The following is a 19552-nucleotide window of genomic DNA, read 5'->3' on the forward strand; positions in this document are numbered from 1 at the left end:
TCCAGCAGGAGCAGGACGGCGCGGCCAAGGTGGTCCTCCAGCCCTGAGGACGATCACCCGATCGCCACCGTCGACTGGCCGCCCATCCAGGAGACGGGCACCGCTCGCCCTCGGCAGGCTGGTGCGAGCCGTCGGTCCTGCGGTCCACCGGTCAGGCGCGCAGCGCCTGACCGAGGTCGTCGAGGAGGTCCGCCGGGTCCTCGATGCCCACGGACAGGCGGACGAGATCGGCGGGGACCTCGTTGGTGGTGCCGGCGACCGAGGCGTGGGTCATGCGACCCGGGTGCTCGATGAGGCTCTCGACGGCACCGAGGGACTCGGCCAGCGTGAAGACCTGGGTGCGGGAGCACACGTCCAGCGCGGCCTGCTCGCCGCCGGCGACCCGGAACGAGACCATGCCCCCGAAGCCTGACATCTGCCGGGCGGCGATCTCGTGGCCGGGGTGCGACGGCAAGCCCGGCCATCGCACCTCGATGACCGCCGGGTGGTCGATCAGCAGCGACGCCACGGCCGCCGCCGATGCCGAGTGGCGCTCCATGCGCAGGGCCAGGGTGCGGGCCCCGCGGTGGACCAGGTAGCAGTCGAACGGCCCCGGGACGGCGCCCGTCGCGTTCTGGAGGAACGCGACCTGCTCGGCGAGGTGCTCGTGCGACGTGGCCACGAAGCCGCCGACGACGTCGCTGTGGCCGCCGAGGTACTTGGTCGTGGAGTGAACCACCGCGTCGGCGCCGAGCGCGAGCGGCTGCTGGAGCGCCGGGGTGGCGAACGTGTTGTCGACCACCACCACCGCTCCCCGCCGGTGGGCCAGCTCACAGATCGCGGCGATGTCGACGATCGCCAGCAGCGGGTTGGTGGGGGTCTCCACCCAGACCATGCGGGTGTCCGGGCGCCATGCCGCCGCCACCGCCGCCAGGTCCGAGAGGTCGACGGTGTCGACGCGGGTGCCGGCGGGCGCATGGACCTGGAGGGCGAGGCGGACCGTGCCCCCGTAGGCGTCGCTCGGCATCAGCACGTGGTCGCCCGGGGCGAGCGTGCGCAGGAGCGCATCCTCGGCGGCGAGGCCTGACGAGAAGGCGAACCCGTGGGCGGCCCCTTCGAGCTCAGCGAGGTGGGCCTCCAGCGCGGCACGGGTGGGGTTGCCGGAGCGGGCGTACTCGAACCCTCGGATGCCCCCGACGCCGTCCTGGGCGAAGGTCGACGCCACCGAGATCGGCGGCACCACGGCCCCGGTCACGGGGTCCGCCGGCCCCGCACCGTGCACGCATCTGGTGGCGAAGCCTCGCCCGGTCAGGTCATCCATGGGTCCTCAGATCGGTCGAGGGGTCGGCGGATCACGGCTCGTGTCAGGAGTGCGGGGCTCCGGCCCTGGCGATGGCCCCGAGCAGGTCGGCCCGACTGACGACGGCGACGGGGTGGCCGCCGTCGAGCACCAGCGCAGCCGGGGCGGACTGGAGCCGGGCGGCCGCCGCCGCGAGCGGCTCGCCGATCCCCACCGTCGGCAGGGGCGGGCCCATGACGGAGCCGACCGGCTGGTCGAGCACGCCGGAGTCGGCCACCGCTGCACCGAGCAGGTCGCGCTCGTCGACCGACCCCACCACCTCGGCGAGCACCACCGGCGGCTCGTGCTTCACGACGGGCATCTGGCTCACCCCGTACTCGCGCAGGATCTCGATGGCGGTGCGGACGGTCTCGTCTGGGTGGCTGTGCACCAGCGACGGCAGGTCCGGGTCCCGCTCGCGCACCAGGTCCCCCACCGTCGTGCCCGACGCTCGCAGGAAGCCGTGGTCGGACATCCAGCCATCGTCGTAGAGCTTCGACAGGTAGCCCCGCCCGGAGTCGGGGATGTGCACCACGACGACGGCGTCGGCCGGGAGGCCCTGAGCGATCCGCAGCGCCGCGGCGATGGCGGTGCCCCCCGAACCTCCGATGAGCAGGCCCTCCTCCCGGGTGACCCGGCGCGCCGTGCTGAAGCTCACGGCATCGCTGATCGCGACGACCTGATCGACGACCGATGGGTCGTAGGTGGTGGGCCAGAAGTCCTCACCGATGCCCTCGACCAGGTACGGCCGACCACTGCCCCCGGAGTACACCGAGCCGACGGGGTCGGCCCCGATGACCTGGATGGTCGGGTCTTGCTCCTTGAGGTAGCGCCCGATGCCCGAGATGGTCCCGCCGGTGCCGACGCCGCAGACGAAGTGCGTGATCCGCCCTGCGGTCTGGCGCCAGATCTCGGGCCCGGTGGTGTCGTACTGGCTCCGCGGATTGTCGGGGTTGTGGTACTGATCGGGCTTCCACGCCTTGGGCAGCTCACGGGCCAAGCGGGCCGAGACCGAGTAGTAGGAGTCGGGGTGGTCGGGCGACACGGAGGTCGGGCAGACGATGACCTCCGCCCCGTAGGCGCGCAGCTGGGCGATCTTGTCCGGGGCCACCTTGTCGGGGCACACGAAGATGCACGAGTAGCCGCGGCGCGCCGCCACGATGGCCAGCCCGACGCCGGTGTTCCCGCTCGTGGGCTCGACGATGGTGCCGCCCGGCTGGAGCCGCCCGTCAGCTTCGGCCGCGGTGATCATGGCCAACGCCGGACGGTCCTTCGACGAGAAGCCCGGGTTGTAGAGCTCGAGCTTGGCCAGCAGATGGCAGTCGACGTTGCGGGCGGTGCGGTCCAGGCGCACCATCGGCGTGTTGCCGATGAGGGCGAGCAGGTCGTCGGCGACGTCCATGGGCGGGCCGTCGTCGTGGAGGGGCTGGACGGTGACGCCGTCGATGGGAGCAGCCCCGTCGGCGTAGAGGGTGACCGGCAGCCCGCGGTCGTGGAGCTGCTGGGCCACGGCCGAGCCGTCGGCGGCCGACCCGGCGACGCCCACCCGCCTCGGGATGTGGCCGCGCAGGTCCGTGAACACCGAGGTCAGCGGCTCGCCGTGCGCCAGGTGCTGGGTCCGCCGAGCTCGGAGCGCGAGCCCCGCGGGCACCTCGACATCCCCGACGACCAGCAGCAGGTCCATGCCTCGACGCTACCGACCAGGCCGTCGAGCCGCTCCGGCCGACGGCGACGGGGACCGACTCCCACCGAGCGCCCGGGCACGGCCGCCTTCAGGCGGGGCCCTCGAGGGACACGAAGGCGACCGAGGGGGATGCTGCGGCCCGCAGGAGCGCGGCGTAGTCGAGCCCGAACCGGAGGAGGGTCCCGACCGGGACCGTGGAGTCGCCGGCGTCGAGGACGAGGTGGTCGCTGCTGGCACCGAGCACGTCGAACCCCGGCGGCGGCGTGAGCCCATCGGGGTCGACGTCTTGGCGTCCGAGGGCGACGAGCACGCGGGTGGTGGCACCGCGATCGACGGCGGGAGCGGTGGGGCCGAACGCGGTCTGGGCCACCCTCCCCCATCCGACGGATGGCTTGGCCTTGGCCTCGATGACCTCGCCGACGAGGGTGAAGGCATCGAGGTGGAGCCCGTAGATGGGCTGCCGGTGCAGGGGCTCCCGGCCGAGCAGGATCGACTCGCCAAGGCGCAGGTCATTGATCCTGCCCACCTGAGGGCTCGGCCCTCGGAGCCAGTCGAGGTTGGCGGAGTTCCCGCCCGACACCACGAGGAGGCGGACCCCGAGGTCGCCTTCCAGGGACCGAGCGAGGTCAGAGAGCTCGTCCATGTTCGCGGCATCGGGCACGGTGCCGCGCTGACAGGCCAGGTTGGTCCCGATCCCGCGCAGGTCGAGGCCGGGCCGGTCGAGGGTCTGGCGGGCGATGCGGGCGAGGTCTGCGGGCAAGATCCCCTCGCGAAGGTCTCCCAGCTCGACCATGAGCACGACACCGTGGGTCCGACCGAGCCGCACCGCGGCGGCGGACAGGGCCGCGAGGACATCGGGCTCGGTGTTCAGGCTGACGTCGGCCGCCGCGACGACGCGGTCCACCTGGCTCAGCATCGGCGCCCGCAGCAGCGTGATGGGGGCGGTGATGCCCGCGGCACGGAGCCGTTCGACGTTCTCGACGCGCGACTCGCCCAGCCCCGCGGCCCCCGCGGCGAGGAGCACCCGGGCCACGTCGGGCGAAGCGAGGGTGGCCTTGGTGACCGCGGTGACCCCGATGCCGTGGCCGGCGAGGCGGCCGACCAGGGTGGCGGCATTGTGGGCGAGCAGGTCGAGCCGGACCTCGAGCCTCGGCATGCTCACCCGTCGACGGCGACCGTGAGCTTCGCTGCGAGGGCGGGGAAGGCGCCGACCACCATGTCGATCAAGCGGTCGGGCGAGCGGGTGAGGGCATCGGTGGCGGGGATGCCGAGCTCGTCCTCGTAGGCGATGATCGCGGCGCTGACCTCGGCGTCGGTCAGCGCCTCGTGGTTGATGGTGAGGCCGATGACCTTGGTGTCGGCGAACGTCTGGAGCAGGTTGATCTCGCTCGCCGGGGTGGGCATCGGCACCGCGGCGAAGTCGCCGAGGCGCCCTCGTCCGGGGGCGTGCTGCAGGATGACGGCGTGAGGCTGGCTGCCCCGCAGGATGAAGGTCGATGACAGGTAGGCCGGGTGGCTGAGCGCGCCTTGCCCTTCGACGATGATCACGTCGGGGTGCTCGCCCTCCCAGGCCTCGACCACGGCGTTCTCCATCTCGCCGGAGCAGAACTGGCAGGGGATCGCGTCGAGGGCGACGCCGTAGCGAGCCCCTTGGATGAGCCCGGTCTGTCCCGTCCCGACGAGCACCGCCTTGATGCCTCGGTCGTTGAGGGCCCGGGTGAGGATCGTGGCCGTCGTCCGCTTCCCGATGGCCGAGTCGGTCCCCAGCACGGCGATGCGGGGGCAGGCCACCTGGGCGATGCGGCCGCTGAACATGTGCAGGTCCTTCTTCGCCTTGGGCTTGCGCACATCGTGGATCGCCACGCCGTTGGCCAGGGCGACGGCGACGAACTCGGCATCCTCGGTGAGGAACTCGTGGAGGCCGTTGACGAGGCTCATGCCGCGCCCCATGGCGTCGAGCATGATCTCGCGCTCCGCGGGCGACAGCATGCCGCTCGTGGGCGCGACGCCGAAGATGAACGTGTCGACGGGCCCGCCCAGGTGATCGAGGGCAGCATCGAGGTCGGTGCAGATGGGGGTGCCGTTCGGCTGGCCCTCGAGCACCTCGCCGGCATCGAGGCCCGAACGGGTGCTGTCGATGACCGCGACGATGTCGTACCGCTCGGAGTGACGCACGAGGCCGTTGGCGGTCTTGCCGTCCTGCTGGCCGAAGTTGGCCTCGCAGTAGACGACCGCGGTCGGTCGCCGGCTCTGGGCGCGTTCGGGCGAAAGGGAAGATGGGGATGACGTGGGCATGGTGCTCCTCGAGTGGGCTCAGAGGAGGCGACCAGGGCGCTCGGGCCCAGTCGGGGCGGAGCGGCGGTAGAGGTCAACGCTGAACGTTGGACTCCCCATCGTACCCGTGTTCGATCCCGAACCCCTGATCGAGGTGCTCGGACGCTCAGCTCGCGCTGGCCTCGTAGGGACGCTTGCCCCGGTCGAAGCGGGCGGTCAGGTCGAGGAGGTGCGAGATGTCGAGCCCATCGTCGAACGCCTCCGGGCCCGACCGCTGGAACAGGCGCGACGGGCCCGTCACCGTCGCCGTGCCCCCGGACACCCGCAGCCACGAACCCTCGTAGAGGGCGAGCACGGGACACGGGTTCTCCTCGAGGAACTCACCGATCCGTTCCTCGCGGGTCTCGCCCATGAACGTCGACGACGGATCCGGGTCGACGTAGTGGAGGTTGATCTGGAACGGGATCAACCCAAGGGCTCCGAACGTCGGCGGTTGGCAGATCGGCATGTCGTTCGTGGTGCGGATCGTCGGGCACGCCACGTTGGTCCCGGCCGACGCACCGACGTAGCGGGTGTCGCCGGCTCGGACGCGCGCTCCCAGTCCATCGATCACGTCGAGGCCGATGAGCGTGTCGAGCAGCCGGAACGTGTTGCCTCCACCCATCATCACGACATCGGCCTCGAGGATCGCCCTCGCCGGATCGGGGGCCCGGTGAGCCGAGACCAGCTCCACGCCGAACGACCCGAACGCCGCTTCGGCCCGATACGCGTAGTCATCCCACTCGGCGAGGGCGAACGGGATGAACGTCACCGTCGACCCGGCCGCCACCTCTGAGATCGCGGCCGCAGCGTGGGCGAACATCCGGCTGCCGTGGTTCGTGGAGTTGGACAGCAGCAGGAGTTCCATGCGGCAGCCTGGCAGGGCAACCCAGGCGGACGATCATCGGCCCCGACTTCGCCGGCGCCCTCAACAGGATGGTCGAGGCGTCGAGCTCCTTCCGGCGTGCGGTGCGGTGCCCACGCCAGCTCGCCCTGGTGGCGGTGCCAGCACGAGGCGGTCTGCCGAAGCGTGACACGGGGTACCGGCGTCGTGCCCACGGTGACCTACTGACGGAGACAACCCATGCTGTACACGATCCTCGTGATCATCGCCGCCATCATCTTGGCGGTCATCGTCCTCAACGTCGTCCGCAGCGGAGGACGGTCGGTCTGAAGCTCGTGCCACGAGATGCTCGGACCAGGTGGTGCTCTTGGACCTGGCCTCGCGCCCGGACCGACCCGCCCACGTTCGTGGGCGGGTCGGTCCCGCGCCGCGCCACGGGTCCGCTGCTGGAGGTCCCGCGATGACCGCGATCCTCGAGCGGCGCAAGAAGCGGCTTCAGGTTCGCAGGGCGGCGCGCTGGCGGGTCAGCGCCGGGCTCGAAGCGTGGCTGGAGAGCGACGAAGCCACGACCCTCGGGTCGCTCAACGACGCGTTCGGCGAGAAGATCCTCGCCACCGCCTGCCTGACGCTCATGGCCCCATCGGCGCTGCCGATCCCGTCCGGCGGCGCCACCCACGTGCTCGATGTGCTCGCCGTGGTGTTCGCGGCGCAGATGGTCTTGGCGCGCCGATCGGTCTGGCTGCCCGACAAGTGGCGCAGGCGGGAACTGGGTGCCCGGACCCAGAAGGGGCTCCATGTCCTCGTCCGATTCGTGAGGTTCTGCGAGCGGGTCTCGCACCGCCGGCTCGCTGGCCTGATCGCCAGCCGGCCCGGCGAGCGCCTGCTCGGCGGGGTGATCTTGGTGCTGATCGTGGCGGCGGCCCTCGCGCCTCCGTTCTCGGGCCTCGACACCCTCCCGTCGCTGGGCGTCGTCCTCGTCGCCCTGGCGATCCTGCTGGAGGATGCCGCGTTCGCGATCGCCGGCATCACCATCGGGCTCGCGGGCATCGGCCTCTCCGTGTTCCTCGGTGCCCAGGCGACTCAGTTCGTGAGCGACCTCGTCTCCTGAGGACCACCGGCCACTGCGGCGCTGGTCCGAACGACCGCTGACGAGGCTCCGGGCCGTGGGAGCCGTCGGCCGTCACCCACGACACGACTCCCGCTCGGCTCGAGGAACGACCCGCTCGCTGCCGGCCGGGTAGCGGTGCCACGGCTCGTCGAGGTAGCCCCATCCGGCGACGTTGTGGGCGAGGCGGCGGCCGTTCGTGCAATCCTCGACCGCCGTGCTGAGGAGGCGCGCGACGCCGTCACCGTCGATGCACTCGTACTGCCAGAGATCGATGCTCGTGGTGACGCCCTCGGCGAACACCGCCGTGCACTTCGGCGGGGCGTTGTCGGGGGCCCGATAGGTCGTGGACGGCGCCGTCCTGGGTGCCGCTTCGCCGCCCCCGGATGACCCACAGCCCGCCATCAGCAGCGCCAGGAGCAGCACCGCAACCCTCGTCACCGGGCTGCCGGCCCTGCCTCGGTGTCCTCGCGCCGCCACAGCGGGCACCGTCCGCCCTTCGACGCCCGCATCGGCAACGGGAAGGTGTCGTAGCGGGCCCGGTACATGGCCACGGCCGTCGAGCGCGAGAGGCCCCAGCATCAGGGCACCGTCCGCGGCGTCTCGCACCTCGTCGAGGTCGATCGTGCGTCCCATGCAAGCGGGAGTTGCCCGATCACGATGGGGTGGCATCCATCGGCCCGGACTCGGCGGGCACCGTCAACTCGCAGCTCGCTTCGCCGTCGCAGCCGTCTTCCGTGCCGCGTTGGCCGCCGTCGTCGCCGTCCGCTTCGCGCCGGCCTTGGCCGTCTTGGTGGTGTGCTTCGCACTGGTGGATGCGGTGCTGGCGGTCCGCTTTGCACCGGCGCTGGCGCTGCGGCCGGTCGCCGTCGAGGCGCCCTTGGCTGTCGCTGCGGTGGTCTTGGCACCCGACCTCGCCGAGGTGACGGTGGCCTTGCCGGTGTGGGCGGCCTTGTCCGTCGCATCGCTCGCCGCCTTGCGAACCCTCGTGGCGGTGGCGCGCGCTGCCGGTGAGCCGGTGGGCGAGGTGCGGGGCCTCGCCCTGCCGGTGAACCGGTCGATGAGGTCCTGGGCGAGGCTCACGCCACCCTGCGCGAGGCCGCTCACGGTGTCGGTGACCCGGTCGACGACGCCTGCGGCGGCCCCGGCGACGATGTTGCCGGGAGGGGTGTCAGGCGACCGAGGATGCGGATGCGTCGGTGCCGAGGCCTTGGCGTCAGCCATGGCATCGCCGAGGTCGGAGAGGTCGTTGCGGCCGAGCTCGGATCGGACCTTCGGGAAGTAGTCGTCTTCCTCCTCCCGGACGTGGTGGCGGACGCTCTCGATGAGCACCGTGACCTTGGCCTTGAAGCGCTCGTCAGCGGGGTCCATGCCTTCGAGCTCCGAGAGCAGCCACTTGACGACGTGGTGCTCCTCGAGGGCTTCGAGCACGTCGTCGTCGACGTCGTCGACCGTCGCCCGGGTCACGGGGTAGAAGAGCTGCTCCTCGATCGCCGCGTGCTTGGAGAGCTCGGCGATGATCTGGTCGACGATCTTGCGCCGCTCGACGAGGGCAGCGTCGCTCGTCTTCTCGAAGCGCTTGAACAGCTTCTCGATCGCGTGGTGGTCGTTCTTGAGCAGGGTGATGGCGTCCATGCAGACCACTACCCAACCCCGACGACCAGATACCGGCCCGGCCGCGGTCGTTGGTCACGGCGCCACAACGGACCCAAGGCCGTCACGGCGGCGACGACCCCGTCGCGCGGCTAGGCGCTGGTGGACTCCGGGGCGAGCAGGCGATCGGCGAAGCGTCGGGCGAGGGCGGCGGCCAGTGCGGCCGCCAGCGCGATCAGGAGGCGGCGACCGATGGTGGTGGCAAAGGTGGCGAGCATGTCTTCTGCTACCCGATCGGGTCTCGTTCAACACCAGCTGAGCCCCGCCCCCTGTCCTCGACGATGGACTAGTTCCCCACCGATTCGCCGACCGTGTACGACTTGGGGTTGCCCTCGGAGTCGAGCTGCGCCTGCAGGGTCTGGGTGGAGCACACCGAGGCGTAGCGCTTCGATTCGCCGGCCCCGCACCGGAACTTCATCCCTGCGGTACCGGGCATCTCCTGCTCGTCCATCGTCTTGATCGCCGTGTTGACGGTGTCCTTGTCGATGGTCTTGCCCTTCAGGTCGGTGAGCGACGTGAGGAACGAGCTGACGGTGGTGTAGGCGCTCATGGTGATCGGATCGTTGATGGCCTTGGAGTCGGTGTACTGGCGCATGATGGCGTCGTAGAGCTGGTAGCTCGGATCGTCGGCGGCGCCCACGGCGGTGAGGGCCGTGACGTACATCCCGTCGAGGATCGATGCCGGTGCCGACTTGCGGGTGGCGTCGGTGATGCACGACGTGATGGAGGTGACCTCGCCGTCGTAGGCCACCGCCTCGAGGCCCTGGAAGGCGGCGATGCAGAAGGCGTCGTTGCCGATGACGTGGACGAGCCCCGCCCCGCCAGCGGCGATCTGCTGCATCTGCGGGGTCATGTCCGCGGTGCCGACCGGGACCTTGACCAGCTCGTACTCGAGACCGGCCTTCTTGATGAGGTCGGGACCGACGTCCTCGAAGGTGCTGATGGCCTGGGGCACGTCGATCACGACGAAGGCGATCTTCTTGACCTTCTTCTCCTTGGCGATCGAGAAGGGGAGGGTGAAGAGGGTGCCGTTGCCGTCGTTGAGGTTGTACGTGCTCTGGTCGTCCTCGAGGAGGGCGGTGCCGTTGGCGGCCAGCAGCATCATGGGCACGCCGGCCTGGTGGATCGGTTCCCAGACGGATTCGGTCACGGACGACTGGCTGAGGGCGACGCCGACGACGTTGTCCTCGATCAGCTTGTTGGCGCAGTCGGTGGCCCCAGCGGGGTCGCCACCGGTCGGGCACGTGACCAGCTTGACGGGTCGACCGGCGATGCCGGCCTTGTGCTCGTTCCAGTAGTCGACGGCTGCCTGGGCTGCGGTGAACTCGCTGGTGTTGTCGAACGCGGCGGTCTGCCCGTCGCCGACGAACCCGATCTTGATCGGCTCACCCTTGGCCTTGTCGACCGGGCCGAGGAGATCGTCGACCGCCGAGCTGCTCGGGGCGGTCGTGGTGCTGGCCTTGCCGCCGCCGCCGCCGGCGCCCGCATCGCTCTCGCTGGCGCACGAGCTGGCCACGACCAGCAACAGTGCGGTGGCGACGGCGATGAGCACCGTGCGGGCTGGGCGCGGCGCGTCCCCGCGGGCTCCGACGATCGGCATGTTCTCCTCCAACTGCTGACGATCGGGTGCCGTGCGTCCGCGGCGGCGCGGGTGCCGCCGTCCCCCCACGCGGGTGGCCGTCCCCGTCGTGCTACCCCCGCGCGAGGTCCGCAACTTCGGGTGATCTGCTTCCTGGTCGAAGTCGTCAGACACCGGACACCAATCCCTTCGGCAGGACGAGCGGCAGATCGTTGTAGGTCACGATGCCGGGCGGCGCAGCGACGACCGCCGGGATGGCGTTGATGGCGGGCATGGCCGTCATGATCATGCCGAGCACCATGAAGTCGGCGAACGTGGTGGCTTCGAAGTCGGGCGGCGGCAGGTACTCCAACGTCGTCTTCACCGACGGGCGACCGTCGATCTGGATCACGTGGCCCTCCTGGATCTGCCAGTCGGGTTCGAGCGTCGTGCCCTTCTTCCAACGGACCGTCAGCTCGACCACCGTGCGGTCGCCGATGCGCCCCTGCCAACTGGCGGCGACGCCGGCGACGTGGCCGGCGGGGATCGTCCACGAGTCCATCACGAGGTCCTCGGTGGTCTGCGCGTACTCGGCCTCGCACACGATGTCGTCGAGCTCGATGCCGAGGGCGTCGGCCAGCATGGCGACCGCCTCGCCGAAGACAGCGGTGCCCTTCGCCGCCATGCCCGGGAGCTCGGGATCGTCGATCGGCCGGCCGAAGCCCGCTGGCAGTTCGGTGGTGGGCGAGTCGTAGAGCGTGGTGTCGGACGCCTCGTGGATGGTGACCTTGTCGATGCGGTCGCAGATGCTGGCGCTGGCGATGCCCATCAGTTCGATCCAGCCGGGGCTGATGCCGGTGCCGAACATCGACGACCCGCCGCGCTGGCACGCATCGGCGATGCGGTCGCGATCGGGTCCGAGGCCGCGGCCGTTGACGAAGGCGGCCGTGCTCACCACGTTGACGCCGGCCTCGAGGATGCGCACCAGCTCGTCGGGCGACTGCCACTGCGGGTTGTAGACGACGCAATCCGGCTGGAGGGCGAGCAGCGCGTCGACGTCGTCGGTGGCGATCACGCCCACCGGATCGATGCCGCACAGGTCGCCGACGTCACGTCCGACCTTGTCGGGCGACCAGGCGTAGCACCCGACCAGCTCGACGTCAGGATGGGCGACGGCGGCGCGGACCGACCGCTGCCCGACGTTGCCCGTGGTCCATTGCACGATGCGAAGGGTCATCGATCGCCTCCCCTGGCGTCTGGCTCCCCGGCCGCGACGGTGTCGCGCGCCTCGGCGTTGGTCTGGGTCTGGGTCATCGCTCGGTTCCTTTCTCGGGAGTCAAGGCCACCCGGCCCCGGCTCGATCGACGGATGGACGGTCACAGAGACGGCGACTGCGAACCCATCGAGGCGAGCCAGATCTTCTGGGCTCAAGCCACGTTCGGGATCGAGGTCGGCAACCGCGAAGAAGCGCTTCGCTCCGGCGCGGCCGAGGATCGCCGGCAGGGCCCGGTCTGCGATCGTCTTGAACTCCGGGGTCGGGGCCCGATGAGCAGTCGCCCACCCGTCGAGCTCCTCCCCTCGGAGGACCACTCGAACCGGTCCACCGTCGTTGAAGTTCCGCCACCACGTTCGGTTCGACGCGTCGGAGACGAGCACGTCGATCGCGTGGGGTTCGAACGGTGCGTACCCCACGCAGATCTCGTACTGCTGTCCTGTCCGACGACCGGTGATGCCGAGGAGCACCGTTCGGCCACTGGCCAGGCGGTGCCACCGTGAGGTCAGCACCCGACCCATGAGGGGGTTGAGCCGCGTGTAGATCGCCGCGGTCCAGTGCCGGCGAGGGCCGGCCGCCTCATCGGTGCTCTTTGCGTGGCCCACCGCCGACTCAGCTCCGCGCGTCTCGGGCCGACGTCGCGGCACGCTGCAATGCTGCGGAGCGGGTCGCGACGGCTTCGGTGAGGTCGCCGTGGGTGATCACGTAGGGCTCACCGGCAAGGACGGCCTCGACCACTCCGGCTGCGGCGTCGTCCGACGTCGCCAGCATCTCGGCCATGCCCGGGTTGCTGCCGATCATGGCGTCGAAGTCGCCGTCGTTGGCGATCGGCCGGCGGAGGCGCTCGGGTTGAGCTGCCTCGCTGGTCTCGAGGTGGCGGGTGATCATGCCGGACGGGAGGATGACCGAAACGCCGATGCCCTCATGGGCGAGCTCGACTCGCAGCGTCTCCGCCAGGCCCCAGACGGCGAACTTGCTCGACTGGTACGCGCCGAGACGGCTGGCCGGATCGAGGATCGACGACGACGTCGTGAACGCCAGCCGCGGCGACGAAGCCTTGCGGAGGAGCGGCAGGAACGAGCGGGCGACGCGGGCCGAGCCGACGACGTTGACATCGAGCACCCAGCGCCACTCGTCGTCGGTGAAGGTCTCCACCGCACCGAACAGCTGCACCCCGACGTTGGAGATGACCAGATCGACCGCATCGAAGCGCTCCCCGACCTGGGTCGCAGCGCGATCGACGCTGGCGCCCTCGGCAACGTCGACCGCCGAGCCCCACACCTCGACGCCGTGTGCCTCCGCAACGCGGGCCGCCTCATCGGCCGCCCGTTGGCCATCGAGGTCGAGCAGCGCCACGTCCATCCCGAGCGCCGCGCACGACTCCCCCAACGCCAGGCCGAGACCCGACGCACCACCGGTGATCACCGCGACCGGCATCAGGCCTCCTCCGGCACGGCGAAGTCGGTGTGGAGTCGGGTGAGCTTCGAGGACGCGATCCGCCACTCGCCGTCGATCTTCGAATAGGTCTCGTGGTAGTGGCCGTATCCGTCGAGCCGGACCCCGTTCGGCCAGATCACGATGTCAGCCAGCGCCCACACGCCCGTGGCCGTCGCATCCGACGTGATGATGATCTCGGGCATGTGCCCCTGATGCACCGTGGTGGCTCCCGCGAGTGCCTCCTGCAGGTAGATAAGGAACTCGCTGGCCCCCGTCAGGATCTCGCCGCCGGATTCGCTGGTGTCGATCACCACGTCGTCGGTGAAGACCTGACGCATCCCCTCCCAGTCCTTGGTGTCCATCGTGCGGAAGTACCGGGCCTTCAGCTGCTTGATCGCCTCGAGATCTTCCAACCGTCGACTCCATCGCGCTCTTGAATTGTGCAACTGCACAACCATGTTGAGCAGTTGCTTAGCACGTCCCGGGCCCCAGACGAGGGGTGGCGAGATGGGGGGATGGCAAGGTGGGCGGATGGCATCGCAGCGAAAGCCCGGCGCGACCGACTCCGAGACTCGCCGGAAGCTGCTCGACGCCGCCGAGAAGCTGATGATCGAGGAGGGCTACGCAGCCGTCACCTCTCGGCATGTCGGGCGTGAGGCCGATGTCGCCCCCCAGCTCGTCCACTACTACTTCCGCACGATGGACGATCTCTTCGTGGAGGTCTTTCGCAGACGGGCCGAAGAAGGCATCGCGCTCTTCGAGCAGGCCATGGCCGAGGAGTGCTCGTTGCAGTCGATCTGGGCGTTCCGCAGTGGAACCGTCGGGGCGGCGTACAACATCGAGTTCGCCGCCCTGGCCAACCACCGAAAGGTGATCCGGGCCGAGCTCGCCCGCTACGCCGAGCGGTTCCGGGCCCTGCAGCTCGATGCCCTCGCGGCCGTGCTGGCCGAGCGCGATGGCCCCGCGGTCGCCATCTCCCCAAACGTCCTCCTGCTGGCCATGACGGGGGTGATCCAGGTCATGGCGATCGAGGAGGCCCTCGGTCTCGCCGACGGACACGTCGAGATGCTGGCCTTCATCGACGAGCACCTCGACGTGCTCTGAAGCACGCCGACGACCTGGCACGAGACGCGCCGCTCGTTGCACCCGGACCCTGGACGCGACGTGCCCGCCGTGGCGGTCCTGGATCCAGCACCCGGGCCGCTGGGCGGTCGGTCAGAGCTGGCCGAGTGCGGCGTACACCCGCTCCGCGAAGTCCTCGAGCTCTGCGGTGCACGCTTCGAGGCGCGTTCGGGCGGCGGCCGCTGATGGAGCCGTGAACCGGTCCCGGAGGGCCACCGCGCGGTGCCAGCGGCGAAGGCGGTCGAGGCTCTGCTCCTCCTCCTCGAGCTCAGCGAGCGTGAACTTCTCCTTCGCGATCTCCCGTGCGATCTCTGCTGAGTACTTGTCGCAGTCGGCCAGGAACTCGATCCACTCGGCCTCGCACGCATCGGTGTACGACGCCTCGAGCAGCCGGCCGGACTCGTCGTCGCGAGGCATCGCCGTCAGCTCGATCAACGATCCCTCGGCCCGTGAGACCAGGGCACGCACCTGTTCGAGCACTGCCGGGGTGGTCGGTCCCTCGGGCAGCGCCCAGGTCCCTCCGCCGAGGGGGATGCCACCGGCCCGCCGGAGCTCACGCCAGACGGCCACGCGGTGCCGCGACGGGTCGGCTGGGAGGCGGGCGACCACGACGAGCCACTCCTGTTCGTGATCCATGACCGGAAGCTCCGATGTAACCGTGGTTACAGTTCTAGATGTGCTGAGGTTACTGGTCATCGGAGCAGCCGTCGTGGCGTGCTCGTGGACCCTGATGGTGATCCTCGCAGCTCGGCTCCCTGCCGGCGCCGCCAAGGACCTGGCCGGATTCCTGCCCGCGTGCGCCACCATGCTGCGCCGGCTCCGCACCGACCCGCGCGTCCCCGGTCGAGCCAAAGCCGCCGTGGCGTTCGCGGGCCTCTGGGTCCTGTCGCCGATCGACCTGATCCCCGAGTTCCTGCCGGTCATCGGGCCGCTCGATGACATCGTCGTCGTGGCCCTCGCGCTCCGCTACGCCGGGCGCAGCGTCCCCCGAGACGTCATCCACGAAGCCTGGCCCGCCGACCCCGCTCTCATCGACCGCCTCCTCGGCGCTCCCAAACCGACCCCGGAGCCGTCCTGACCATGGACCAGAGCCTGTACCTGAGCATCAACCGGTTCGCCGCACGAACCGCATGGGCCCACCCGTTCGCCACCGCCTACGCCAACTACGGCGTCGTGGTGTTCGCCGGCATCCTCCTCGCCGCCTGGTGGCGAGCACGCAGCACCGGCGACCTCCACCGACTCGCTGGCGCCCTATGGTCCGCCGCCGCCGCGGGGATCGCCCTCGGTCTCGGCCAGATCATCGGCGGCATCATCGACCGCCATCGCCCGTACGAGACCCTGCACGGCGTCCACGTCCTCGTCAGCCGCACGACCGACTTCTCGATCCCCAGCGACCACGCCACCGCCGTCGGGGCGGTCGCGGTCGGGCTCTGGATCAGCGACCGGCCGCTCGGCAGAGCGACCGTCGCCCTCGCCGTGCTGATGGCCTTCACCCGGGTCTACGTCGGCGCCCACTACGCCACCGACGTGCTCGCCGGCCTCGCCCTCGGCGGGCTCGTCTCCGGCGTCGGGGCGACGATCGGGACCAGGATCATCGAGCGCATCCTCGCCTGGGCCAACCACGCCGCCTTCGTGTCCGCGTTCACCGGCCGCGCAACAGCCCCCAACGCCTGAACCACGTCGCCGCACGAAGGCGAAGCGCCCACGGGGGTCGAGGTCCTCGGGCGATTCGCCGTCTCGGTGCTCCCGGCGCGCGGCGAGGCGACGGCGCCTGGCGCCGGGGGCGCTCGGCTCGGATCGGTCGGGCGATCCGCCTGTCTCCCCCTCGCATCGGGGACACCGTCCGGTAGACCATGGTGAGTCGGCGACGCCGAGACGCGGAGGACGGACATGACAGAGCCATCCAGCCCCGACGCTTCGCCCGACGTGGCCGGGCCTCCGGACCTCGGGAGCGCCCTGGCGGCGCTCATCACGAGGACGAGCGATCTTCCGGTGAGCGAGCTCACCACCGTCGTCGAGCTCACCGGCATCGCCATGGGGGCGACATCTGCCCGGATGCTCGTCGCTGACTACGGGCTGACCACCCTGCGCGAGCTCGGGCACGACGGCCATCTCGGCCCCCGCGAATCCATCGAAGGGACGCTCTCGGGACACTGCTTCGCCACCGGGAAGATCATCACGGCACCTGAGGGGGAGGCGACCGTCTGCGTGCCGTTGACCGAGGGCAGCGAACGGCTCGGAGTCCTCGAGCTGGTGCACGCCGACTGGACCGATGAACGGGCCCAGACCGCCGCATCGATCGTTCGGGTGCTCGTGCTCACCCTGATCAGCAAGCGCCGCTACACCGATGTCTTCCTGCGGGGCCGGCGAGCGGAGCCGCTCTCCATCGCCGCCGAGATCCAATGGGCACTCCTGCCGCCCCTCGCCTGCTCGACCAGCACCGTGTCGGTGAGCGGCATCCTCGAGCCGGCGTACTCGATCGGCGGCGATTGCTTCGACTACGCGATCAACCCCGAGCGTGCCGAGTTCGCGATCATCGACGCCGTCGGCCACGGGATCTCCGCCGTCTCCATCGCGGTCCTGGCGCTGAACGCCCTCCGCAACTCCCGGCGGGAGATGCAGGGCATGGAGAAGGCGTACCTGGAGGCGGGAGCACTCATCCGCTCGCAAGTGGGGGACGGAGCCTTCGCCACCGCACAGATCGGGTCGCTGGAGCTCGACACCGGCGAGCTGACGTGGCTCAACGCCGGACACCCGCTTCCCCTGCTCGTGCGCGACGGGAGCTTCATCGGCGAGCTCGCGTGCCGGCCCTCGAGGCCGATGGGCTTCGGTGGACCAGTAGAAGAGGTCGCGTCCTGTCAGCTGCAGCCCGGCGACCGCGTGCTCTTCTACACCGACGGGGTCACCGAGTCCCGGTCGCCTGATGGGGAGCTGTTCGGCGTCGAGCGGTTGGCCGACCTGGCGGTCCGTGCGTGCACAGAGCGGACCTCTCCGGCCGAGACGATCCGCCGTCTGGCGGCCTCGGTTCTCGCCTACACCAGCGAGCCGCTGCACGATGACGCCACCTTGTTCATGGTCGAGTACCACGGGCACGCCTGACGAAGGAACCATGAAGTGGCCCGCCCCGCGATCGCCGGTTCGGGCCGCTGGCCCCCGAGGCGAGCGCCCGGCACTCGGTGGCGATCGCCGCGCTCTTCGCCTTCCGCTCCTGGCGTTCGATCCGCTCCTCGGCCGTACTGCGTTTGCCTCGGCCGCCTTCGCATCGGCCGCGGCCTGCTCCTGGGCGACCCGCCTCTGCTCACGCCGGCGGACGGGTCCAGCCATCGTGGGGGCACTCAGTCGGGGCGCTGCCGTTCCTCGGCGCCATGGCCGGCGTCGATGTCGGCGGCGTCGGCGAGACGTAGCCATCCCGTGGTGCCCGAACGGTCGGCGGCCACCGGGGCGAGCACGAGACAGATGTGGTCAGCGCCCGGGTCAAGCCATGCGCGACGGCGGCCCACGAAGCGGTTCGTGATCCGATCGAGGAGGGGGACGCCGTCGGGTCCAGCGGACCAATCGCATTCCGAGAACTTGTCGACGTCCTCTTGGCTGTGGCCGCCGAACAGTCGAGCGAGGTCGTGGTGCTCCTTCGAGAGGAAGTGCACGCCGAAGTGCTCGCTGAGTGCGCCGACCCGGTAGGTGTGGTTCGCCTTGGAGAGCCACACCGCGTACTCGACGGGATCGATGCCGGACTGGGCGTGGAACCCCACGACGCATCCGGCCCGCACATCGTGGGATGCCGTGGTCACGATGACGAGGGGCTGGTCGAGGTCGGCCATGAGCGCATCGAACGCCTCGCGGTCGGGTGCGTCGATGCTGGGGTGGTCGCTCATGGGCAGGGCTCCTGGAGGTAGCGGAGGAACAGGTGCCCGTCATCCGAGCCGACGGACGCCAGGCGGAAGTCCGTCGGATCGGCTCCGAGCGGCCACACGGCCACAGGGAGCGGATCGCCGCCCATGACCGGCGAGAGGGTGAGGCAGAGCTCATCGAGGAGGCCCAGAGCGGCCAGCTCACCGAGCGAGTGGGGGCCGCCCTCGGTGAGCACGGTGCGCGCCCCGTGCTCGTGCAGCCGGCGCAGCGCAACGGGGACGTCGACGGTCTCCTCGCCGGCCACGAGCACATCGGCATGCTGGCTGGCTTCGGCGACCGCCGCTGGATCGGCGGATGCGGCGGTCACGAGGATGGGACGGGGCTGTCGGTCGGCTGTTGCGGTGAACAGCGCGATGCTCCAATCGAACTCGAGCGACCCGCTCAGGACGGCCACCCGCGGCACTGGTTGCTGTCCTCGCTCGACCCTGACCGCCACTTCGGCCTCGGTGAGGCGAACAGGCCCGTAGCGCTCGAGTCGAACGGTCTGCGCGCCCACGAGGACGATGTCGGCCACCTGGCGCAGCTGCCGGAACAGATCCTTGTCGGCGGGGCCCGAGAGGGACCCGACGCGGCCGCCTCTCGCGGCGCACCCGTCAAGACCCGCGACCATGTTCGCCACGACCCACGGCCGATCGCGCCAAGGCGTACGAGGCCGCAGGTACTCCCCGAGAAGGTCGGTGCCCGTAGGTTCCCAAGTCTGCATCGCACCGGGGTACCCGCAATGTCGGGTCCAGAGACGCCACGGGGCCAGCCAAGATCTCGTGGGCCGGGCTACATCCCGTGAGCTTCGCCGGTCCCGACGCAAGCCAGCTCAACCCGACGGAGCCCCTCCATCGCCCCGTTCATGAGATGCTCCCTGACATGAGTGAGCGCACACCCAAGGACGTCGTCGAGGAGCTGCTCCGACGTTCGGAGGCGGGCGACGCCACGGTCCTCGACGAGCTCGTAGCCGTGGACATGGTCAACCATGCGGCGGGGCCTCAGGGCCGTGAGGGACTCAGGGTCATCCTGAGCACGATCGACGCCGACCTCGGGCCGGTCATCGCGGAGCCTCATCACCTCCTCGCGGACGGCGACCTCGTCGCGCAGCACCTGACGCTGCGCGGCACCCACCGGGGCTCCACGATGCCATTGCTCGCGGGCGTGCCGGTATCCGACCGCCCGACGGCGTGGACGTTCATCCACATCTGGCGCGTGGTCGACGGCATGATCGTCGAGCACTGGGCCTGTCGAGACGACATGGCTCTGCTCGCCCAGGTGCAGACCTGACGGTCGGCAGACGACGGCGTTCCGTTCGGCCGAGCGCCGGACCACGAGCACGCTTGGTCCGTCCCGA

The 19552-nt window shown here is 70.4% G+C and carries 22 protein-coding genes; 6 read left to right on the forward strand and 16 right to left on the reverse strand.

Annotation, left to right across the window (positions count from 1 at the left end; genetic code table 11):
* Positions 1–151: 151 nt before the first annotated feature.
* The 5 genes from ACPPVX_RS09260 to pepE all read right to left on the reverse strand — a co-directional run bounded on the left by ACPPVX_RS09260 (position 152) and on the right by pepE (position 6183).
* Positions 152–1300: a cystathionine gamma-synthase gene (locus ACPPVX_RS09260; protein ID WP_426574609.1), complete on the reverse strand. Its 1149-nt coding sequence runs from the start codon at positions 1298–1300 to the stop codon at positions 152–154.
* A 43-nt stretch (positions 1301–1343) separates the two neighbouring features.
* Entirely contained in the window at positions 1344–2720 is a 1377-nt protein-coding gene (locus ACPPVX_RS09265) for a cystathionine beta-synthase (RefSeq protein ID WP_426575021.1), read from the reverse strand.
* Positions 2721–3090: 370 nt separating this feature from the next.
* Positions 3091–4158 carry an alanine/ornithine racemase family PLP-dependent enzyme gene (locus ACPPVX_RS09270; protein ID WP_426574610.1) on the reverse strand — a complete coding sequence of 356 codons (1068 nt, stop codon included), beginning with the start codon at positions 4156–4158 and terminating at the stop codon, positions 3091–3093.
* A gap of 2 nt (positions 4159–4160) precedes the next feature.
* On the reverse strand, positions 4161–5297 hold the full coding sequence (locus ACPPVX_RS09275; RefSeq protein WP_426574611.1) for a DUF1611 domain-containing protein: 1137 nt from the start codon (positions 5295–5297) through the stop codon (positions 4161–4163).
* Between the two features lie 145 nt (positions 5298–5442).
* Complete coding sequence (gene pepE, locus ACPPVX_RS09280) at positions 5443–6183, reverse strand: dipeptidase PepE (protein ID WP_426574612.1); 741 nt, start codon at positions 6181–6183, stop codon at positions 5443–5445.
* 436 nt (positions 6184–6619) lie between these two features.
* Here pepE and ACPPVX_RS09285 point away from each other — a divergent pair, with 436 nt between their 5' ends.
* Positions 6620–7267: an exopolysaccharide biosynthesis protein gene (locus tag ACPPVX_RS09285; RefSeq protein WP_426574613.1), complete on the forward strand. Its 648-nt coding sequence runs from the start codon at positions 6620–6622 to the stop codon at positions 7265–7267.
* 72 nt (positions 7268–7339) lie between these two features.
* On the opposite strand, the gene ACPPVX_RS09290 is transcribed toward ACPPVX_RS09285, so the two are convergent.
* From ACPPVX_RS09290 to ACPPVX_RS09325, 8 genes are all read right to left on the reverse strand, one after another.
* Positions 7340–7690 carry a hypothetical protein gene (locus ACPPVX_RS09290; RefSeq protein WP_426574614.1) on the reverse strand — a complete coding sequence of 117 codons (351 nt, stop codon included), beginning with the start codon at positions 7688–7690 and terminating at the stop codon, positions 7340–7342.
* Positions 7691–7963: 273 nt separating this feature from the next.
* Entirely contained in the window at positions 7964–8899 is a 936-nt protein-coding gene (locus ACPPVX_RS09295; protein WP_426574615.1) for a hemerythrin domain-containing protein, read from the reverse strand.
* 110 nt (positions 8900–9009) lie between these two features.
* Positions 9010–9135, reverse strand: a complete 126-nt coding sequence (locus ACPPVX_RS09300) for a hypothetical protein (protein WP_426574616.1) — start codon at positions 9133–9135, stop codon at positions 9010–9012.
* A 68-nt stretch (positions 9136–9203) separates the two neighbouring features.
* The gene (locus tag ACPPVX_RS09305; RefSeq protein ID WP_426574617.1) at positions 9204–10517 is read right to left on the reverse strand and encodes an ABC transporter substrate-binding protein; all 1314 of its coding nucleotides are present in this window, start codon (positions 10515–10517) and stop codon (positions 9204–9206) included.
* 145 nt (positions 10518–10662) lie between these two features.
* Positions 10663–11712, reverse strand: a complete 1050-nt coding sequence (locus ACPPVX_RS09310) for a dihydrodipicolinate reductase (RefSeq protein ID WP_426574618.1) — start codon at positions 11710–11712, stop codon at positions 10663–10665.
* Complete coding sequence (locus tag ACPPVX_RS09315) at positions 11709–12353, reverse strand: hypothetical protein (protein WP_426574619.1); 645 nt, start codon at positions 12351–12353, stop codon at positions 11709–11711. Before ACPPVX_RS09315 ends, ACPPVX_RS09310 begins: the two co-directional genes overlap by 4 nt.
* 7 nt (positions 12354–12360) lie before the next feature.
* The gene (locus ACPPVX_RS09320) at positions 12361–13185 is read right to left on the reverse strand and encodes an SDR family NAD(P)-dependent oxidoreductase (RefSeq protein WP_426574620.1); all 825 of its coding nucleotides are present in this window, start codon (positions 13183–13185) and stop codon (positions 12361–12363) included.
* Complete coding sequence (locus ACPPVX_RS09325; protein ID WP_426574621.1) at positions 13185–13598, reverse strand: nuclear transport factor 2 family protein; 414 nt, start codon at positions 13596–13598, stop codon at positions 13185–13187. The genes ACPPVX_RS09320 and ACPPVX_RS09325 overlap by 1 nt, the downstream gene beginning before the upstream one ends.
* A gap of 118 nt (positions 13599–13716) precedes the next feature.
* On the opposite strand from ACPPVX_RS09325, the gene ACPPVX_RS09330 reads away from it, so the two are divergent.
* A complete protein-coding gene (locus ACPPVX_RS09330; RefSeq protein ID WP_426574622.1) occupies positions 13717–14289 on the forward strand; it encodes a TetR/AcrR family transcriptional regulator in 573 nt (190 codons plus the stop codon).
* A gap of 111 nt (positions 14290–14400) precedes the next feature.
* Here the strand turns inward: ACPPVX_RS09330 and ACPPVX_RS09335 are convergent, their stop codons facing one another.
* Positions 14401–14943: a Chromate resistance protein ChrB gene (locus ACPPVX_RS09335; protein ID WP_426574623.1), complete on the reverse strand. Its 543-nt coding sequence runs from the start codon at positions 14941–14943 to the stop codon at positions 14401–14403.
* On the opposite strand from ACPPVX_RS09335, the gene ACPPVX_RS09340 reads away from it, so the two are divergent.
* The 3 genes from ACPPVX_RS09340 to ACPPVX_RS09350 all read left to right on the forward strand — a co-directional run bounded on the left by ACPPVX_RS09340 (position 14942) and on the right by ACPPVX_RS09350 (position 17406).
* Positions 14942–15385 (forward strand): YkvA family protein, encoded by a 444-nt coding sequence (locus tag ACPPVX_RS09340; protein WP_426574624.1) that lies wholly within the window; start codon positions 14942–14944, stop codon positions 15383–15385. The genes ACPPVX_RS09335 and ACPPVX_RS09340 overlap by 2 nt on opposite strands.
* Positions 15386–15387: 2 nt before the next feature.
* The gene (locus ACPPVX_RS09345; protein WP_426574625.1) at positions 15388–15981 is read left to right on the forward strand and encodes a phosphatase PAP2 family protein; all 594 of its coding nucleotides are present in this window, start codon (positions 15388–15390) and stop codon (positions 15979–15981) included.
* Positions 15982–16197: 216 nt separating this feature from the next.
* Entirely contained in the window at positions 16198–17406 is a 1209-nt protein-coding gene (locus ACPPVX_RS09350; protein WP_426574626.1) for a PP2C family protein-serine/threonine phosphatase, read from the forward strand.
* 236 nt (positions 17407–17642) lie between these two features.
* Here the strand turns inward: ACPPVX_RS09350 and ACPPVX_RS09355 are convergent, their stop codons facing one another.
* Together ACPPVX_RS09355 and ACPPVX_RS09360 are read right to left on the reverse strand one after the other, a co-directional pair.
* The gene (locus ACPPVX_RS09355; protein WP_426574627.1) at positions 17643–18179 is read right to left on the reverse strand and encodes a flavin reductase family protein; all 537 of its coding nucleotides are present in this window, start codon (positions 18177–18179) and stop codon (positions 17643–17645) included.
* Complete coding sequence (locus tag ACPPVX_RS09360) at positions 18176–18919, reverse strand: pyrimidine reductase family protein (RefSeq protein ID WP_426574628.1); 744 nt, start codon at positions 18917–18919, stop codon at positions 18176–18178. Before ACPPVX_RS09360 ends, ACPPVX_RS09355 begins: the two co-directional genes overlap by 4 nt.
* 158 nt (positions 18920–19077) lie before the next feature.
* Here ACPPVX_RS09360 and ACPPVX_RS09365 point away from each other — a divergent pair, with 158 nt between their 5' ends.
* The gene (locus ACPPVX_RS09365; protein ID WP_426574629.1) at positions 19078–19485 is read left to right on the forward strand and encodes an ester cyclase; all 408 of its coding nucleotides are present in this window, start codon (positions 19078–19080) and stop codon (positions 19483–19485) included.
* Positions 19486–19552: the final 67 nt, after the last annotated feature.

This window comes from Aquihabitans sp. McL0605, assembly GCF_049993875.1.
In the GTDB taxonomy this organism is placed as follows: Bacteria; Actinomycetota; Acidimicrobiia; order Acidimicrobiales; family Iamiaceae; genus Aquihabitans.

Excerpts from the sequence above, each read along its gene's own strand:
- pepE (WP_426574612.1), bottom strand. The coding sequence starts at position 6,183 with ATGGAACTCCTGCTGCTGTCCAACTCCACGAACCACGGCAGCCGGATG.
- ACPPVX_RS09265 (WP_426575021.1), bottom strand. The coding sequence starts at position 2,720 with ATGGACGTCGCCGACGACCTGCTCGCCCTCATCGGCAACACGCCGATG.
- ACPPVX_RS09270 (WP_426574610.1), bottom strand. The coding sequence starts at position 4,158 with ATGCCGAGGCTCGAGGTCCGGCTCGACCTGCTCGCCCACAATGCCGCC.
- ACPPVX_RS09340 (WP_426574624.1), top strand. The coding sequence starts at position 14,942 with ATGACCGGAAGCTCCGATGTAACCGTGGTTACAGTTCTAGATGTGCTG.
- ACPPVX_RS09365 (WP_426574629.1), top strand. The coding sequence starts at position 19,078 with ATGAGTGAGCGCACACCCAAGGACGTCGTCGAGGAGCTGCTCCGACGT.
- ACPPVX_RS09350 (WP_426574626.1), top strand. The coding sequence starts at position 16,198 with ATGACAGAGCCATCCAGCCCCGACGCTTCGCCCGACGTGGCCGGGCCT.
- ACPPVX_RS09360 (WP_426574628.1), bottom strand. The coding sequence starts at position 18,919 with ATGCAGACTTGGGAACCTACGGGCACCGACCTTCTCGGGGAGTACCTG.
- ACPPVX_RS09335 (WP_426574623.1), bottom strand. The coding sequence starts at position 14,943 with ATGGATCACGAACAGGAGTGGCTCGTCGTGGTCGCCCGCCTCCCAGCC.
- ACPPVX_RS09275 (WP_426574611.1), bottom strand. The coding sequence starts at position 5,297 with ATGCCCACGTCATCCCCATCTTCCCTTTCGCCCGAACGCGCCCAGAGC.
- ACPPVX_RS09355 (WP_426574627.1), bottom strand. The coding sequence starts at position 18,179 with ATGAGCGACCACCCCAGCATCGACGCACCCGACCGCGAGGCGTTCGAT.
- ACPPVX_RS09300 (WP_426574616.1), bottom strand. The coding sequence starts at position 9,135 with ATGCTCGCCACCTTTGCCACCACCATCGGTCGCCGCCTCCTGATCGCG.
- ACPPVX_RS09310 (WP_426574618.1), bottom strand. The coding sequence starts at position 11,712 with ATGACCCTTCGCATCGTGCAATGGACCACGGGCAACGTCGGGCAGCGG.
- ACPPVX_RS09260 (WP_426574609.1), bottom strand. The coding sequence starts at position 1,300 with ATGGATGACCTGACCGGGCGAGGCTTCGCCACCAGATGCGTGCACGGT.
- ACPPVX_RS09330 (WP_426574622.1), top strand. The coding sequence starts at position 13,717 with ATGGCATCGCAGCGAAAGCCCGGCGCGACCGACTCCGAGACTCGCCGG.
- ACPPVX_RS09295 (WP_426574615.1), bottom strand. The coding sequence starts at position 8,899 with ATGGACGCCATCACCCTGCTCAAGAACGACCACCACGCGATCGAGAAG.
- ACPPVX_RS09285 (WP_426574613.1), top strand. The coding sequence starts at position 6,620 with ATGACCGCGATCCTCGAGCGGCGCAAGAAGCGGCTTCAGGTTCGCAGG.
- ACPPVX_RS09345 (WP_426574625.1), top strand. The coding sequence starts at position 15,388 with ATGGACCAGAGCCTGTACCTGAGCATCAACCGGTTCGCCGCACGAACC.
- ACPPVX_RS09305 (WP_426574617.1), bottom strand. The coding sequence starts at position 10,517 with ATGCCGATCGTCGGAGCCCGCGGGGACGCGCCGCGCCCAGCCCGCACG.
- ACPPVX_RS09320 (WP_426574620.1), bottom strand. The coding sequence starts at position 13,185 with ATGCCGGTCGCGGTGATCACCGGTGGTGCGTCGGGTCTCGGCCTGGCG.